We start from the raw sequence: 17,032 nt of genomic DNA, 5'->3' as shown, positions 1-17,032 counted from the left end.
TTATTCCTCAGGGGAATCGACGCTTCTTCTCTTTATACCGATTCGGGCTATAGAACCATCGATCAATGAATTGATATCCTCTGAAAAGCGGAATAAATAAATTGTCCCTCCGAAAAGAACCGATATAAGTGAAGCTCGTAGTAAGCCGTCTGCAATAAAATTGGAAAATTTGGGAATAAGGTAAACCAGGTACCAGGTGACAGCCCCACTGATAAGTACCCATAACGTCTTCATTGTAAAGGGCTGTAGCTTGAAGATCACTAAAATGAAGAGGTATCTTGAAAGATTGAAAATCGCATAAGTAACCGCACAAGCAATTGCAGCCCCGGTTATTCCATATAAGGGAATGAATATGAGATTTGCTCCTATAGTAATTCCCGCCAATGCTAATGTAAAGAAAGAATCCCACATGTAGTATCTCGAAGTTGCCAGTATAACCCCGTTTACGCCGGTCGCCGAATCGATCAAATTAGCAAGTCCAATAAAAAAGATCACATATTCTCCCTGGGCATACTCAGGCGGCAGAACCTCGTAGATGTTATCGATGTTTGCCCAAATAAGTATAAACAGATATAAGGAGGTGATCGTCTGAGTAATGCAGCTTTTACGATAGATCGATAAGATGCTTTTTAGGTCATTATGCTTCCAGGCTTCAGAGATGACTGTAAAGGCAATGCTATAAAGCGATCGGGCCGGTAAAGTAATAATCGTCGCAAAATTGAATGCGATCTGATAAATGCCCGTAGAACTTAGACCGTGTGATTCTGTAACCATGTATTTATCAATATTTTGGATAAGATACGGTGCTGATCCCGTGAGGATGCCAAAAACGGAAAGACGGATGAGCTGAGTTCTGATAGATTTATTTAAAAAACCAAATTGGGGCCTAATAATGAGTAGCCTGTTTTTGTATAGCCGGTGTGCTATCATTAGAGTTGGAATAATATTAGCGAGCAGCCAAAGCCACATAAACTGACTGAAGTCAACGAAACTGAAAACCAACAGAAGGAGCGTTATCAATACGAGCACTCGTTTAGTGAATTCATTCAGTACCCTCCCTGTAATTGTATCGTACAACATTCTTGAGTAAAGGTCAAAAACGTTGAAAAAAAGGGTGAAAAATGTAAGCGGTAGCAGATACCAGTAATAATTCTCGAACAGGTAACTATCTGTGCCATTTTGATTAACGACCTCGTCTTTCAAAAGGACGGCAATTACGCAGAATAGGAAAAAGCCTATCACAGAGATCATACAAGCTAAAAACAGATAGCCATTATGATTTCTGGAATCATGCCTGAAGAATGGAAAGATCCGGGCAGTGGCATTAAACCCCAATATGGAGAATTGAGCGGTCATCACAGAAAAGGACGCCAGAATGCCTGTCAGCCCTATTTGTTCGGGACTAAGAACATGAGGCATGATCAGAAAGGACGTCAAAAAACCTATAAATACACCAAGGTAAGAATAAAAAGAACCCTTTACTGTTTGTTGTTTGATAATTCCCATTTACAAAAGCTGATTTAGGCCTTTAAGCTTTTTTGAAGGATTGAGCCGAAACGACCCCCACTATATTGTAAAATTCTTCTGTCCATTGTATCTTGCGAAGATAAGATGGCAAAGATAACATATAATATTTGCGCGTTGATAGTCACCTATGGAGACAGATGGGAATTTTTAAAACAGGTTGTTTTAAGGGTTCTGAGCTTTGCGGAAATATCTGATGTTCTCATTGTCGATAATGCCTCTGTCTATGATGTCAGTCGGAACTGCCTGTCGCTTGATGATCAAAGGATTAAGGTTCTGGTGCAGGGAAAGAATACAGGGTCGGCGGGCGGATATAAAGCGGGATTAAAGCACTTTGAGCAGTATACAACTGCTGATCTTGTTTGGCTGCTTGACGATGATAACCTTCCCGATACACAAGCGCTGGATCATCTTATTGCTTCATGGACTGACACTTTAGAAAATGACGACAGCAAAGCCTTGTTCTGCCTCAGACAAGATAGAAAGCAGCATGTCAGTATAGCAAGCGGCGAAGATCCTTACCGATATTATCTTGTACCTGACAGCTTTTTAGGCTTTAGTTTATTTAGAATCCCTTATAACCAGTATCTCAAATTCAAAGACCGGTTTAAAAAAGAAGGATTACCCACAAAGAAAGTTACGCTGCCCTATGCGCCTTATGGCGGTATGTTCCTCCACAGAAACCTGCTTCGGCGGATAGGATATCCGGATGAACGCTTCTTTTTATATGCAGATGACTCTGAGTATACGTTTAGGATAACTCAGAACGGTGGAAAGATCTGGCTTATTCCATCAAGCCAGATCATCGACATTGACCGGTCCTATGGGGTGACTTACAAGTCGCGGATCTGGCGTTCTGTCTTTTTGGATTTGTGGAGTTTCAGGACCTATTATCAAGTAAGAAACAGTGTTTTTTTCAATAAGGTTGCAATCAGAAGTCCCGCGTTATTCCAAGTTAATATGTACCTGTGTCTTGCTATGCAATGGGCTATAAGCGTTATCACTTCAAAGGAAAAAGAATATAGATGCTTTTTAAAAGCTGTGAATGATGGACTGTCCGGAAATCTTGGGAATAAAGACACCCAGACATGTCAGGTTAATGACAGTTCTACAATTTAGATTATATAAAACCTAACCTCACTAACATTTAACTAGATTTGTCCTGACATTAGATATTACATCGAAGATGCAGAATTTTGCCCCTATTGCCTTATTTGTGTATAACCGTCCTGATCATGCAAGGAGAACACTAAATTTCCTTCAAAAGAATCTCCTGGCTGATGAGTCACGGTTGTTTATATTTTCTGATGGTGCCAAACCCGGACAGGAAGAAAATGTGAAAGCAGTGCGCGAGCTTATTAATAACTTAGATTGGGCTAAACCAGTTGAAGTTATCGAACGTGAACACAACTATGGCCTCGCCAACTCCGTAATAGACGGTGTAACCAGGCTTTGCCGAGAATATGGTAAAGTAATTGTTCTGGAAGATGACGTAATTACCTCCCCTCACACCCTTCAATATTTTAATGATGGCTTGAAAAAATATGAAGAGGAAGACAAAGTGATGCACATTACGGCCTTTATGTATGCGCTAAAGGAGAATAATTTGCCAGAATCGTTCTTTCTGCGCATATCAAGCAGCCAGGCTTGGGCAACCTGGGACCGGGCATGGAAACACTTTGAACCGGACATTAATGTGTTAATGAGCAAGTTCGACCGGCAGTCAAAATATGAGTTTGAAGTAGAAGGCGCTATGAACTTTTGGAAGCACATGGAGCATTTCAGAGATGGGAAAAATAATTCCTGGGCTATTCGCTGGTATGCTTCTGTCTTTTTGAACAATGGACTTTCATTAAATCCAAAGATTTCTTTAATTGATAACATAGGCCATGATGGATCAGGGGTGCATTCGGCTGTCGGCGAGATCTACAGAAGCCCGATAAATCCAAACCGCATTACAGATTTTCCGGATATTATTGAAGAAAATAAAGAAGCCTTCGCAGTTGTGAAAGATTTCCTAAAGCACCGGAAAGGAAGTTTACTAAAACGTGGTCTTCGCTACTTTAATCACATACTCACCAAAATGAAAGCCAGATAATTGTATTTTTGCTGGCTGTGAAGATTGTTCATTTAAACACATACGATGGTAACGGTGGAGCAGGCAGGGCTGTCCTGCGCTTAAATAAAGGCTTGCGGAATTTGGGAGCTGATTCTGATATCGTATGCCTTTATCAGTTTGATCAGAATTCCAATGTGGAAGCTATATCCAGCTCTGTTCCCCGCCGCCTTCATGCACTGATCAACATCCTTGCGGAACGGTTCCTGATTAAACCCTTTCTAAAAAGTAACGCAATCCCCTTCTCTTTACAGCGCTTTGGACTTTCTCCAAATTATCTAAAAATTCTTCGGGATGCGGATATAATACACATTCATTGGATAAATCATGGGTTTCTTGCGCCAGATCAAATAAGACAACTTTCTTCTTTAGGCAAGAAGATCGTATGGACTTTGCATGACAGCAATCCTATAACCGGAGGCTGTCATGTTCGATATGACTGCATGCACTTCAAAAACGAGTGTGGCAATTGCCCCGTATTGAAGAGACCGGGTAGAAATGATCTGTCTCATCGTACATGGCTTGCAAAATATGATGCATATACCGGGGTGAAATTTGATTTCATTGCACCAAGCACCTGGATGGGCGACCGTACAAGAGAAGCTTCACTTGCAAAGGGCAAGAATGTTCATGTAGTTTCGAACGCTTTGGAAACGGATGTTTTCAGACCCACAGATAAAACATCCTGTCGTAACGAATTTGGTATTGATCCAGGGACTGTAGTTATTCTGGCGGGCTATATGCCTTCAAAATCCGATAGGCATAAAGGTTTCCCGGAGCTGCTTGACACACTCAGGCATTTAGCTGGCAGGCCATCTACCGACCAAACAAAATATCTCTTGCTGTTTTATGGAAGTGATGGGTCTGATATTAAATTCGATATTCCCATTAATTATAGGTTTGTGGGAAAAATAAAAGATGATAGTGTTCTTGTGAGGCTTTACAGTTTGGCCGATGTCTTCTTGTTTACCTCTTTGGAGGAAAGCATGGGTTATACCGCTCTTGAAAGTCTGGCATGCGGTACGCCGGTAGCCGCTTTCAGAACTTCCGGTGTTACGGATGTTGTCCTTCATAAAAGAAATGGCTTCCTTGCGGAATTGTACGATACAAAGGCTTTGGCGCAAGGTATCGAGTGGATTATTCAACAGAACGAGAACGGCGATCTATCTAAGTCAGCAAGAGATTGGGCTGTCCAAAATTTTAGCCTCAATGTCATTGCCCAACGACATCTTGATATTTATCAGCAGCTATGACCTCCAATCCAACCCTTAGCGTTATCACAATTGTTTACAACAACGTCCGCGATATCGAGCGGACAATACTGTCTGTCGTAAATCAATCATATTCTAACATTGAGTATATAATTATTGATGGCGGCTCTACCGATGGGACCCTGGAAATCATCCGGAGGCACCAGACAAAAATATCGGTGCTCATTTCAGAGAAAGATGCTGGAATATATGATGCCATGAATAAGGGACTTAGCAAAGCTAGCGGCGACTATGTCTTATTTATGAACTCCGGTGATGAAATCTATGCGCTAGATACCGTCCAAAAGGTTTTCGACACAGAGCTGGATGCAGATATTTACTATGGAGAAACAGAGATGTTCGACGAAAACTGGAACAGTTTAGGCCAGCGCCGGCACAAAGCCCCCGAGAAGCTTACTTTGAAAAGTTTTAAATACGGCATGAGTGTAAGTCATCAGGCAATCTATGTCAAGCGGTCCCTTTCCAGGCCCTTTAACAGTGCTTACTGCCTAAGCTCCGACATAGACTGGGTGCTTCATGCAATCAGGAATGCTAAAAGAATAGTAAATACCCGCATCTATGTGGCGAAATATCTTGTAGGAGGGATGTCAAAAAAGAAGCATCGCGAAAGCCTGATGGAACGTTTTCGTATATTCTCAGAATATTACGGCTTAGTGCCAAATTTGATTAATCACATGGTTATTGCCGGCCGGCTTGCGTTTTACTATCTGAAGAACCGGAAAACAAATGACTGATTCCGGTTCTTCAGAATGCTAAAATTTTCCTCTGATATTTGGAAAAATATCAGAATTATAAAGTTCTTTAAATTCTTTATGCACAGAGGCAGGTAGTGAAGGCAATGCAGAAGCCGAAATATTGCTTACAACCTGGCCAACTTTTGTTGCTCCTGGTATCACTGTTGTGATTTCAGGGTGATCTAAGATCCACCTGATAGCCCATTGCGATGTCCGGTCGTCAGGAAACCTCCCTGCAATGTCGGCGGCCAGCCTTACTGCTTTACCAAATTCGATACCCGAAAATGTTTCACCTACATTAAATGCGTCTCCGTTGGCATTGTAGTTACGGTGATCGTTTGCATCAAATACCGTCCGCTCGGTATATTTGCCAGAAAGCAATCCGCTCGCCAGGGGAACCCGTGCAATTAAAGCTACATTTTTTTTCCTTGCTTTTTCGAAGAACTCTTCCGAATAATGCTGCCGGAAAAGGTTAAATATGATCTGTAGCGAAGCCAGACCATCTTGTTCAAGGCAGATCAGGGCCTCTTCGGCTGTCTCAACGCTTACTCCCCAATGTTGTATAAGTTTCTGATCCTGAAGCTGTCGCAGATGGTCAAACACCTTGCCCGACCGGAGCTCTTCGGTCGGGATACAGTGAAGTTGCTCTAAAAATAATGAAGGTGTTCCTAGATTTTGCAATGACGACTCTACATGTTTTTTCATTGAGTCATAGCTGAAGTTTTGCGGCCATCCATTTCCTTCATCGCCTCTTCGGCCTAACTTACTTGCAACGTACAGTGTTTTATTGGTGGTTTTCAGGAACCGGCCAATTATGCTCTCGCTAATTCCCATTCCATATACGTCGGCGGTGTCGATGAAAGTTCCTCCGGCATCAACAAATGCATTTAAAATAGAAAATGCCTCTTCATCGTTGATATTTCCCCAATCGGCACTTCCCAGTTGCCAGGTCCCCAGACCTACTTCTGATACTTCTATATCTTTAAATTTCCTGTATTTCATTTTGATTTTCTAATCAGGTTCACTTCTGCTGCAGTAACCGCACTCGCCTTGTTTTCGAAATTGTTCCTTATATAAGTCAGCACATCGGCTATTTGCTGATCGGTTAAATAGCTGGCTGAGGGCATTACATTTGAATAGCTTTCGCCATCAATATCAATACCCTGCATTCCTTTAAGCAGAATGTTGATCAGTTTCTTTTTGTCTCCAACAACATTGGATGACTTGATGAGCGGTGCGTTTAAATTAGGGACCCCGCCGCCGTCTGTTTGGTGGCACGTTACGCAGTAAGTCGCATACATCTCTTTCCCTCTTTCAAGCGATGATCTAAGGGCGGAAGCACTTACTGTATTAGCTTTCAATTTTGGTGCTGGCTTTTTAGTTTGCGCCATAGCACCAACAGAAGTTGCGGTAAGTAATACAACGATTTTCAGCTTGTTCAAATTTTTAGTTTTTAGTGTAGGATATTTTATAGATAGTGCCTTTTACATCGTCAGATACAAAAAGTGAGCCATCCGGTCCCTGAGCCAATCCGCAGGGACGATGCTGCGCCTGTCTCGGCGAGTTCACCACCTCCACACCAGCAAATCCTTCCGCAAAGATTTCCCAATCACCTGAGGGTGCTCCGTTCTTGAAGGGGACAAAGGCTACATAGTAACCTTCCTGGGCTTGGGGAGACCTGTTCCAGGAACCATGGAACGCAATGAAAGCACCATTTTTATATTTCGCAGGGAATTGCTCGCCAGTATAAAATAATAAGCCGTTTGGTGCGAGATGGGCAGGGAAACCTACCACCGGTTTTATATACTTGGTATCGCCTTCTTTTTTGCCATCGCCACCATATTCGGGCGCGAGGATGTTTTTCTTCTGTATGTGATCATAGTAGATATACGGCCAGCCAGCGTCATCATTTTTGATTATTTTGAACATACATTCTGATGGTAGTTCTGCAGACTGTTCGCTGCTAAACAGGTCAGGGAACATGCTTAGCTGATCTCTGCCGTGCTGCATAACATATAACGATTTGTCCTGACTATTCCAATCAAGGCCAACAACATTACGCAAGCCTGTAGCATACCTTATGCCTTCGCCGTAACTTTGATTCAGCCGGTCCGATTTAAACTGCCATACACCGCCTGCTGAATCTAGGATAGGACAGCCTGGACGCCCAGGAGAACCTTGACGGCGATCCTGAACCTGGCAGGAGTTAGAGTAAGCGCCGATCGTCACATAGATATTTGCCGAATTATCCAGCACTATTGATTTTGTTTCATGCTGGTTCCTCGCAATTAAACCCTTTACTATTTTTTCAGGACTTTCAGGTTTAACAACAGCTTGGTTTTCATCAAGCTCATACCGGAATACTTCCTCGTCTGAGGACGCATAAAGGTAATTGTCTTTTAAATAAATACCTGTACCGCCATATGAGCCAAATCCACTTGTTTCATCATACTTCCCGTCACCATCTTTGTCTTTTAAAAACAAAATACCTTTCCCATTTACAGGCCTGGCAAGTTTTACATAAAGATCGCCTTTTTTGGTAAGCGCAATATGACGCGCTTTGCCAAGGTTATCTGCAACGATACTTGTTTTAAAGCCAGCGGGTACCTTTAATGTCTGTGCTTCGGCAGCTAAGGAAGCACAGACAATCATCAGTGCTCCAAGTGCAATTTTAAGGGTGCTGTACGCCACGCTTTTCATAAATCGCTTTTTTGCTATTGTAATTTAGAGATAAAATGGTTTTTAAAAAGACTTATAAATACAACTTATTACGTATAACTTACCCTAGTCGTTAAGTTCAACCATCGCCTTTATTACGCCATTTGCAGGATCTAACCATCCCTTAAAATCATCCTTCACCTGTTCGAAGGTTACCCGATGAGTAATATAGGTCGCAGGGTTAACCATGCCCTTTTTCATAGACGCAATTACATGTTCAAAATCTGCACGGGTAGCGTTTCTGCTGCTCATTAGTGTTCCTTCTCTTTTGTGGAACTCCGGGTGACTGAAGTTAAGCTCCCCTTTTTGCAGGCCGACTAAGACATAACGGGCTCCATGTGCCATATATTGAAATCCATTGTTTATAGCTCTTAAGCTTCCGGTAGCATCAATAACTACAGTTGGGAAATCGCCGCCTGTAATTTCTTTTAAGCGTTCAATGACATCGTCATTCATGGCATTTATGGTATGTGCTACACCCAATTTATCGCTGCAGAAAGACAATCGCTGATCGTTGATGTCCATTGCTATTACCTTGCCGCCTGCAATTCTGGCAAATTCCATAATTCCAAGACCGATGGGACCTGCGCCTATCACTAAAACAAATTCATCCGGTTTAACATCAGCTCTCCGCACTCCATGAGCACCTATAGCCAAAGGCTCTACCAAAGCCAGTTCATCAAAGCTTAATCCTTCGCCATGAATCAGCGAATAGGATGGAACAGATAAGTATTCAGCCATACCACCGTTTACATGCACTCCGCAAACTTTGATACTTGTACAGCAATTTTCCTTTCCCGACCGGCAGGCAATGCACTCCCCACAGTTAAAATATGGGATAAAGGTCACAGCTTCGCCCTTACTGAATCCCTCGGCATTGTCGCCCTCAACAAACTCGGCTGCAAGCTCATGTCCTAAGATCCTGGGATATTCAAAAAACGGCTGGGTGCCTTCAAATGCGTGCAGGTCTGTGCCGCAAATACCAATGCGCTTAATTTTGAGAATAGAATGATTTTTTGTAGCCACCGGACTATCACCCTCCTGGTATTCAAATTGCCCCGGCGTAGTACAAACTAATGTTTTCATGTTGTTATAAATATATTAGATGAGATTAATCAAGTCCATAAAATCTGGAAGCATTTCCACCCCAGAATAAGTTTTGTTCATTTTCAGATAGAGCAGAGGTGTAATCACTCACAATGCTAAGCATATTCTTATATTCAGCAGCAACCAGACATACCGGCCAGTCAGAACCGTACATCAACCTTTCAGATCCAAACGTTTCGAAAATTACATCCAGATAAGGGTTGAAATCTTCTTTCCTCCAGTTTTTCCAGTCGGCTTCAGTTACCATGCCTGATACTTTGCAGAATACATGCTCATACTGCGCCAGAGTTCGAATGTCTCTTGCCCAGTCCTCTATTTTTTGACCCTTGATAGGAGGTTTCGCGATATGGTCTATAACAAATTTCTGATCCGGGAAAGAAGAAACAAATTCCGGGACATAGATCAGCTGATCCGGAAAAATAAGAATGTCATAGGTATATCCCTCATTACCCAAAGCCTTGATCCCCCGTTTAAATTCGCTGTTAAGCATCAGAGCCCGGTCGGCTTCACCTTGCAGTACATGTCTGAACCCTTTGATCATTTCATAGCCTTTGTAAAATTGAAGGCTCTCTACAATATTTTCAGAGCGGAGGTCGATCCAGCCGACAATACCTTTAATGAAGGAGTTCTCAGCAGCAAGTTCAAGAAGAAAGGCGTTCTGTTCTTCTGATTGGTCGGCCTGCACCGCCACACAGCCATCAAATTTATTCTCCTTTAAAACAGGAGATAAGTCTTCCGGTAAAAAATCGCGTTGTATAACGCTCATTTCGTCATTGATCCAGCTATCCCTGATGGGGTCGAAACGCCAAAAGTGCTGGTGAGAATCTATTCTTTGCATGTTTCTTATTCCAAGGCTGTATATTAAGATATTAGAACTTCAGCCCGCGTAGATATCCTAAATGGTGTATACAAATAAAATTAAACTTTTTCAGATTTGAAAATTGATTTGTGTCTATGAAACATCATTGCTTGTAACAGCGTAACTTAATTTCACAGTTTCCGTATAGGAGCGTTTTAGATCTATCCTTGGTCATGAGCATAAGACGTTTATTAGTTTTGGTGTGGCTGCTGCCTCTGTTTTGTTCGGGCCAGCAAAAAGCCATTTTGTCTCAATATATGTTTAGCGGACTTGTAGCCAATCCAGCATATTCATCTATAGATAATGCCTTGAATATGACTGCGGTATCCCGCCATCAATGGGTTGGGTTCAAAGGGGCTCCGAATACACAGATATTCTCATTACATTCTCCTATAAACGAGTCGAACTCTTCTTTCGGAGCAATTTTGATGCGCGATCAGATTGCGGAAGTTATTATTGATAATGCAGCCTTCCTATCATTTGCTCAGAAGGTTGAGATTGCCGAAGAAACTTTTTTATCGCTCGGTATCAACGGAGGTATCAGTAAGTACCAGGCAAACTATAGTGAGATATCAGATGAGGCGTTTATGATCGATCCTGTTTTTGCAAATGAGAATGATATCAGGAGCAGTGTAGGCCTTGGACTCATGTTGTTCTCCAATAAGTTCTACGCCGGGCTTTCTGCTCCTTCGTTCATGGAGTTCCGTGGAAACAAACGTACCCGGACTGCTTTTCGTACCCATTGGATCGCTCAGGGCGGATACCTTGTTGATTTCGGAGAGAACCTTAAATTCAAACCCAATGCCATGGTGAAATATGTAAACGGTTCTCCAATGCAAATAGATGTGAATGCGAATTTTCTGATTGCAGAAACGCTATGGCTGGGAAGCTCATGGCGATCTTTCGACTCCATGAATTTTATCGCCGAGCTGCAGATCTCGCCGAAATTGCAGGTTGGATACGCTTATGATCTTACCACCAGTCAGCTCTCGCACGTACAAAAAGGCTCCCATGAGATCATGCTAAGTTTCCGTTTTGCAAAATGGGATGGGCCCAGGTGCTACTTTTAAGGAATCTTAAAAGCCTTCTTCCGGCGTCTGTCCTCCATCATCACCGCCAGTGTCTCTTTTCTTAGTACGTTGCGGCAGATCAGAGTTGCCGAAACGATAGCTAAAGGTAAGCGTGCTCATCCTGCCCTGCATACGTCTCTGTGACTCCCTGTAGAAGACATTCGTTGAAGTATATGAACCCCATTTCCTGGAGTTAAATACATCACGCATGTTAAAGGAAATACTTCCTTTTTTCTTCAAAACGTCCAATTTTAACGCTGCATCAGTGCCCCACATGGCCTTACTTTTGCCCTGTGCTGTTACGCGGGGTGCCATATAGTTACCATTTAATTGTGCAGAAAGGTTGTAGGGTAATTTAAGGCCAGCAGTCAGGTTTGAAGTCCAGTTATAACCGCTGTTCGAGCCGATGTTATATTCCTCGCTGCCAGAGAATTTGTTATAGAATACATTCACATTTCCGGTCAGGTTGAGGGCTTTCGAAACGTCAGCCCGGCCTATCACTTCGAAGCCAGCCGCCCTGTTTTTTGTCAGATTTATAAACTGAGTCAGGGTCGTAGTATTATCAATAACAGTTTGAACTCCCTCAACAACATCATTTACCTGTCTGAAATACAGGGAAGAGGTTAGTGTTAAGCCAGTGAAATATTTTAAATAACTAAATTCAAAAGAGTGTATATCCTCCGGTCTCAGACCAGGGTTTCCGGTACGGATGTTATTAGGATCTGAAAGATCCCGGAATGGATTTACCTGCCATCCCCTGGGCCTGTTAACCCTCCTCGTATAACTCATTTGAAGTTGTTGCTCTCCGCTAAGCTTCTGAGTCAGGAACACACTCGGATAAATACGGAAGTAATCCAACTTTGCTTTATCGTTGGTAGGATTAATAGGATCAAGGCCGATATACTCTGTATTAAGATAGGCCTGTTCAGCTCTTAAACCCAATTGAAATCCGAAACCTGGTGTGATCTGGTTTTGATAACTCCCATAAACAGCATGTACAATGTCTTCAAGGTTAAAATCATTGGTCTGGCTGTAATCGGTTACTATACTTCCTGCGAATGCGTCGTACCGCCTGGAAAACTGCGAGGCATCTTCTGTTCTGATGGTGCTGCGGTAGCCTGCTTCCAGTTTTTGTGTCTTGCTGAACGGCAGAGTATAATCCAGCTGAAGATTATAGTTACGGCTAAGTTCGTTGCCGTCGTTCTCTCTTATGTCAAGAGTGTCTTTTTTGGCGCCGGCAAACGTGTAGAAATCTTGATTAAGATTTTGAAACTCATCTTCCTTACTTTCTCCCATGCTAACATTTGCCATTAGTTCTTCACCCTGCTTTTTGAATTTCCTGCTAAAATCCAGGCTCAGATCGTAGCCGGTATCCTCATCTGTTTCTCTTGAAGTTCTGAAGCTGGACCCATCCAGGCTGGCATTATAGTTTTGGTAGAGGTAGTTGATGTCTTCATCACGATCGCTGTTCCTCAGGTTGATATTACCAGATAATCCCAAGGTAGTCTTTTGATTGAAATAATAGTCTATCCCAACTTTAGCTGTATTGCCGGTGTTCGACCTGCGGCCATCAGATATGTTATTAACTATACTATTCGTATTGCTGAATGTGGTATTGTTAAAACCGCCACCCAGGCGTTTGCCCTCCCTGTAGCTGTAATTTCCATAAAGATTAATTTTCCCATCTCTGTAGCTTAAGTTAGTGCTAGCATTGTAGTTATCCTGAGTGCCTCCGGACAAAGCCACAGCTCCATTCAAACCTATTTTTTTATTCTTCTTTAGTACGATATTTATTATACCAGTCTGACCTTCCGGGTCATATTTAGCCGAAGGGTTAGTGATCAGTTCTATGTTTTCAATAGAGCTGGCCGGAAGAGACTGAAGTACCGTTGCTATATCACCTCCTCCAATAGCTGAAGGCTTACCATCGATCAAAACCCTCACGCTTCCCGAGCCTCTAAGGCTCACATTTCCGTCTATATCAACCGCCACTGTTGGTACATTAGCCAGCAGGTCTGTTGCAGATCCACCTTCGCTTACCAGGCTTTGTTCCACATTAAACACCTTTTTGTCTATCCCCAATTGGATCTGATTACGCTGACCCTGCACCACCACTTCTTTCAGAACAGTTGCCTTAGATGCAGCTAGTTTTATAGAACCAAGATGCTGCTTTGCAACAGTTGAAGAAAGGGTGATGTCTTTTCTGGAAAAGATCTGATATCCTACGAAGCTTATCTTAAGGGAATAGGAGCCAAAGGGAACCGGGCTTAAGGTAAAATTACCTTGCATGTCAGTCTGAGCCGATTTAATACTTTTGCCTGTGGCATCTATCAAAACTACCGAAGCAAAGTCTATAGGTTTACTCGTTGCATTGTCAATTACTTTCCCGCTAACACTTCCTGAACCTGCAGGTTGAGCTTGGGTTTTCAGGAAACAGCAAATAATGAGAATGCTCGTGAATTTGAAAAATTTCATTTTAAATGTGTGTGCGGTAAAATAAGCAAAGAACGTGCTACAAAGAAATGCTGGTATGGGTTTGAGGTAATTACTTCGTTACATTAGTCAATGCTAACGGTAAGCCCCTCCTGCTGTAGAATCTTACGGTAAACTTCCAGCTCTGTAAAAGACCCTTCAAGTACCTCACACTTACCTTTGGTGTGTACCGTCCAGGCTATTTTCTCTGCCTGGTGTTCTGAATAATCAAGGTATTTTGACAGACAGTATATAACGTGATCGAAAGTGTTCACTTCATCATTCCACAAAATAAGCCTGTGACTGGTTTTTAAACCAGCCAATACCTCGTCAAGAGTAAAAGTTTCAACCTGTGTATCAGTATCAGCAAAACGAATATTCATAGGGTGCAAATTTACACAAAATTTTTACCATGAGATTTCAGCCCTCGATAATTGCTGTTTATTGTTGAATTATTGCACTTTAAAGCGGAAAGTTTTTCTAACTAATGAGCCATTCAACGCGAGGCCTTCAATAGTAACCTTGTAGGTTCCAGCTTCATCTGCGGTAAAAAAGCTAACAGAGGCATTTCCTTTGTCGTCTGTCAGAATATTCGGAGTCCAGTAAATTGTATTTCTCAAATCAGGGAAGCGGGTGTCGTCCTTCGGGTCGGCGTATGCCGGCGAATAAAATTCTCTTGCAGTAAACAATCCCTGGGGTTTGTAAGTAGCAATTCCCGGAGATAAGCTTCTGTATGACAAATTGCGCTCCCCACGCTTCGTGTTGATTATCAGTACTCCGCCACCGCCGCGGATACCATAGATGGCAGTGTTGCCTATGCTTTTCAGCACCTCTATACTTTCTACATCCTGTGGTGGAATCATGCTAAGATAGTCAGGCTCCAGATACATTCCATCCACCACCAGCTGCATAGGTACCGGTCCTGAGAATGAGCTGAACATACTACGGGTCGCATAAGCTATTCCATTCTGAACAATAACGCCGGCAACCACCCCCTGTAAACACTGCGCCAGATTCTGGCAATACTGCAGCCTGTCAGCTTTAATGATAGCATCAGCATTTCCAGCACCGTTCAGATTGCTGGAATTGCTTAAAACGGGCTTTTTATCAGCAACCTTAACCTCAGCCAGCATGATGGTTTTGCGTAACTGACCATTTTTTCTCATGGTTTCAAAATTCTCGTTCCGTAACTTAAGGTACGAAAGCATGTTTTGATTCACATTTATTTCAAGAGAAGGTGCATTTTTGTTTTTTGTTACCAGTTGCTCAGGCAATCGGTCTATTTCAATGTAAACATTCTTTTTATCCTTTGCATTTCTTGCCTGTAATACAAATGCTGTGCTGTCATTAAAGCTCAGTCCCTCAAATTTAAACTTACCTTCTGCATCGGTGGCAGTATCCATAATCGCTGCATTTCCCCTGGAGGGCAATAAAATCACTTTTCCTCCTGCTACCGCATTGCCGTTTGTTGTAGTTACCCTGCCGCTGATGCTAATAGTTTGTTCCGGACTGAAAGCAGTGTTAGGATAAGAGCCTGAAATAATATTTTTCCATGTAAACCTGCGCCAGCCTTGTGTTAACAATAAATTGTCTAGGTGTTTTGACCTATCCTTGTTTTCTGCTGTGAAGTAGTAGTTGGGATTTTCGATGTAACCCTTCATGTCCGAACTCAAAAGCAAGTTCGAGAGAATAGTAGTTTCTTTGTTGTCGTCAAAAGGGACCAGGCTTTCATTAATTACTGCGAGCGAAAAGTTTCCCTGTGTTATTTTTGAAGTAGTATCCTTTGTACCGAGGTTAAGCTGCACTTTCTCACGTTTACCATAAACAGGTTTATTGGCTTTAACGTCGAGGGTTAAGGACTGATTTTCTATAAAAACGAGACGTTCTGCCACAGGTTGATACCTTGGAGAAAACAAGGTCAGTTGCAGTATTCCAGTTGGAAAACGCTTTTTAGGAAGTTTTGCAACAAAGACCGTATTAGACACCGGTGCCCTTGAGATATACTGTACTTCCCCGTTTGTCTGTCCTATAACAGTCAATTCTCCTTTTTCGCCAAGTGACGAACTTGCCGCGATCTTTATGACGATGTTATTCTTATCAGGTTCTGAAACGGATAAAATGTAGCCATCATTAAAAGCACCAGGCAAATCCACCTGTTTTTCAGACCCATCTTTAAATTTTACAAATGCCTTATATGAGTTTCCTTTCTCTGGTGTGATTATGAATGAGCCCATTCCAGCATGCTCGGATACAAATTCGGCTACCTTAACCTTATTGCGGTCACTTATATACCCGGAAACCTCCCGGCTAAGACCATCAGCACCTAATGCCTTAAAACCAACTTTGGAGGTAAGTCCGTTTACCAGTTGCCCACTTTCAGGGAAAAATTGAACATTCACCTCGGCAGAAGTCGTCTTCAGGGGAAAGGCTTTCTTAACTGAACTTTTTTCATCCAGTTTAATAGTGGTGTTGATCCTTCCGGACTTCAGCACAAAAGGTTGAGCATTGCTAAACTTCAGCTCCACATGTCCTTTTGCATCAGTAACCGCTTTCCCGCTGGCTATATTTCTAAAGTCCAGTTGCACGGAATAATTTACTTCTTTGTTAGCAAGCGGTTTTCCGTTAATATCCTGATAGGTGATGCTGGCTGCTACATTCTGTCTAATGCCCGTTTTCGAAAAACTATAAGAAACATCACTAACTATCTGGTTTGTGAGAGAATTGCCTATCTGGATAGTCTTGTCGAAAAAAAACTCTTCTCCGAAATTTCTCATCCAGGTGGTGTAAGCACGTATCCTGTAGTTGCCTTCGGTTAGGGAATCAGAGAGGACGAAGTCGCCCCAGGCCAGGCCAGAAACTACAGGCAGTCGTAACGATTTTTTGATGGAATCCCTTTCGTTGATTAGATCCACATACAGGATCTTGCTGAAGGCAGATAGCTTGTTTTCACTTGCATTAACAATATAGGCTTTAAACCATATACTATCGCCTATGCTATAATATGGCTTATCAGTATGTATGTGAACCTTTTCCTGTAAATTGGCTGCTTTATATTTTTCAAGTTTTGCTAAAAGATCCTTAAGAGGCTCATCCTCCCTGTTCATAAGGGTAAGCCCTAAAATGCAAGGCAGAAGCAGCAATATTAAAAACAGACCATGGCG

General features: G+C 42.4%; 14 protein-coding genes. 5 read left to right on the top strand and 9 right to left on the bottom strand.

What is annotated here, in order from left to right:
- The gene (locus J3P37_RS08545; protein WP_256010686.1) at positions 1–1,506 is read right to left on the bottom strand and encodes an oligosaccharide flippase family protein; all 1,506 of its coding nucleotides are present in this window, start codon (positions 1,504–1,506) and stop codon (positions 1–3) included.
- Between the two features lie 105 nt (positions 1,507–1,611).
- On the opposite strand from J3P37_RS08545, the gene J3P37_RS08540 reads away from it, so the two are divergent.
- The 4 genes from J3P37_RS08540 (at position 1,612) to J3P37_RS08525 (ending at position 5,645) form a co-directional block, all read left to right on the top strand.
- Positions 1,612–2,643 (top strand): glycosyltransferase, encoded by a 1,032-nt coding sequence (locus J3P37_RS08540; protein ID WP_256010685.1) that lies wholly within the window; start codon positions 1,612–1,614, stop codon positions 2,641–2,643.
- A 67-nt stretch (positions 2,644–2,710) separates the two neighbouring features.
- Positions 2,711–3,622 (top strand): glycosyltransferase, encoded by a 912-nt coding sequence (locus tag J3P37_RS08535; protein WP_256010684.1) that lies wholly within the window; start codon positions 2,711–2,713, stop codon positions 3,620–3,622.
- 17 nt (positions 3,623–3,639) lie between these two features.
- On the top strand, positions 3,640–4,893 hold the full coding sequence (locus tag J3P37_RS08530) for a glycosyltransferase (RefSeq protein ID WP_256010683.1): 1,254 nt from the start codon (positions 3,640–3,642) through the stop codon (positions 4,891–4,893).
- Positions 4,890–5,645, top strand: coding sequence for a glycosyltransferase family 2 protein (locus tag J3P37_RS08525; protein ID WP_256010682.1), 756 nt, complete (start codon positions 4,890–4,892; stop codon positions 5,643–5,645). Before J3P37_RS08530 ends, J3P37_RS08525 begins: the two co-directional genes overlap by 4 nt.
- Before the next feature lie 18 nt (positions 5,646–5,663).
- Here J3P37_RS08525 and J3P37_RS08520 read toward each other — a convergent pair whose 3' ends face one another.
- From J3P37_RS08520 to J3P37_RS08500, 5 genes are all read right to left on the bottom strand, one after another.
- Entirely contained in the window at positions 5,664–6,647 is a 984-nt protein-coding gene (locus J3P37_RS08520) for an aldo/keto reductase (RefSeq protein ID WP_256010681.1), read from the bottom strand.
- Positions 6,644–7,087 (bottom strand): c-type cytochrome, encoded by a 444-nt coding sequence (locus tag J3P37_RS08515; protein ID WP_256010680.1) that lies wholly within the window; start codon positions 7,085–7,087, stop codon positions 6,644–6,646. Before J3P37_RS08515 ends, J3P37_RS08520 begins: the two co-directional genes overlap by 4 nt.
- A 4-nt stretch (positions 7,088–7,091) precedes the next feature.
- Positions 7,092–8,345, bottom strand: coding sequence for a PQQ-dependent sugar dehydrogenase (locus J3P37_RS08510; RefSeq protein WP_256010679.1), 1,254 nt, complete (start codon positions 8,343–8,345; stop codon positions 7,092–7,094).
- Between the two features lie 84 nt (positions 8,346–8,429).
- Positions 8,430–9,449: a zinc-binding alcohol dehydrogenase family protein gene (locus J3P37_RS08505; protein ID WP_256010678.1), complete on the bottom strand. Its 1,020-nt coding sequence runs from the start codon at positions 9,447–9,449 to the stop codon at positions 8,430–8,432.
- A gap of 25 nt (positions 9,450–9,474) precedes the next feature.
- Complete coding sequence (locus J3P37_RS08500; RefSeq protein WP_256010677.1) at positions 9,475–10,308, bottom strand: amidohydrolase family protein; 834 nt, start codon at positions 10,306–10,308, stop codon at positions 9,475–9,477.
- A 194-nt stretch (positions 10,309–10,502) separates the two neighbouring features.
- On the opposite strand from J3P37_RS08500, the gene J3P37_RS08495 reads away from it, so the two are divergent.
- Positions 10,503–11,399, top strand: a complete 897-nt coding sequence (locus J3P37_RS08495) for a PorP/SprF family type IX secretion system membrane protein (RefSeq protein ID WP_256010676.1) — start codon at positions 10,503–10,505, stop codon at positions 11,397–11,399.
- 6 nt (positions 11,400–11,405) lie between these two features.
- Here J3P37_RS08495 and J3P37_RS08490 read toward each other — a convergent pair whose 3' ends face one another.
- From J3P37_RS08490 to J3P37_RS08480, 3 genes are all read right to left on the bottom strand, one after another.
- Entirely contained in the window at positions 11,406–13,874 is a 2,469-nt protein-coding gene (locus tag J3P37_RS08490) for a TonB-dependent receptor (protein WP_256010675.1), read from the bottom strand.
- An 83-nt stretch (positions 13,875–13,957) separates the two neighbouring features.
- Entirely contained in the window at positions 13,958–14,254 is a 297-nt protein-coding gene (locus J3P37_RS08485; RefSeq protein WP_256010674.1) for an ATP-dependent Clp protease adaptor ClpS, read from the bottom strand.
- Between the two features lie 69 nt (positions 14,255–14,323).
- Entirely contained in the window at positions 14,324–16,975 is a 2,652-nt protein-coding gene (locus J3P37_RS08480) for a carboxypeptidase-like regulatory domain-containing protein (RefSeq protein WP_256010673.1), read from the bottom strand.
- Positions 16,976–17,032 lie beyond the last annotated feature (57 nt).

The sequence above is a fragment of the Desertivirga xinjiangensis genome (genome assembly GCF_024436435.1).
In the GTDB taxonomy this organism is placed as follows: Bacteria; Bacteroidota; Bacteroidia; order Sphingobacteriales; family Sphingobacteriaceae; genus Desertivirga; species Desertivirga xinjiangensis.
Note: the sequence above shows the minus strand (reverse complement) of the source record. Positions and strands in the feature narration are given on the sequence as shown.

Bases quoted from the DNA above. Each gene is read 5' to 3' on its own strand.
- J3P37_RS08495 (WP_256010676.1), top strand. From the start codon at position 10,503: ATGAGCATAAGACGTTTATTAGTTTTGGTGTGGCTGCTGCCTCTGTTT.
- J3P37_RS08540 (WP_256010685.1), top strand. From the start codon at position 1,612: ATGGCAAAGATAACATATAATATTTGCGCGTTGATAGTCACCTATGGA.
- J3P37_RS08480 (WP_256010673.1), bottom strand. From the start codon at position 16,975: ATGAACAGGGAGGATGAGCCTCTTAAGGATCTTTTAGCAAAACTTGAA.
- J3P37_RS08510 (WP_256010679.1), bottom strand. From the start codon at position 8,345: ATGAAAAGCGTGGCGTACAGCACCCTTAAAATTGCACTTGGAGCACTG.
- J3P37_RS08535 (WP_256010684.1), top strand. From the start codon at position 2,711: ATGCAGAATTTTGCCCCTATTGCCTTATTTGTGTATAACCGTCCTGAT.
- J3P37_RS08525 (WP_256010682.1), top strand. From the start codon at position 4,890: ATGACCTCCAATCCAACCCTTAGCGTTATCACAATTGTTTACAACAAC.
- J3P37_RS08545 (WP_256010686.1), bottom strand. From the start codon at position 1,506: ATGGGAATTATCAAACAACAAACAGTAAAGGGTTCTTTTTATTCTTAC.
- J3P37_RS08490 (WP_256010675.1), bottom strand. From the start codon at position 13,874: ATGAAATTTTTCAAATTCACGAGCATTCTCATTATTTGCTGTTTCCTG.
- J3P37_RS08500 (WP_256010677.1), bottom strand. From the start codon at position 10,308: ATGCAAAGAATAGATTCTCACCAGCACTTTTGGCGTTTCGACCCCATC.
- J3P37_RS08505 (WP_256010678.1), bottom strand. From the start codon at position 9,449: ATGAAAACATTAGTTTGTACTACGCCGGGGCAATTTGAATACCAGGAG.
- J3P37_RS08520 (WP_256010681.1), bottom strand. From the start codon at position 6,647: ATGAAATACAGGAAATTTAAAGATATAGAAGTATCAGAAGTAGGTCTG.
- J3P37_RS08485 (WP_256010674.1), bottom strand. From the start codon at position 14,254: ATGAATATTCGTTTTGCTGATACTGATACACAGGTTGAAACTTTTACT.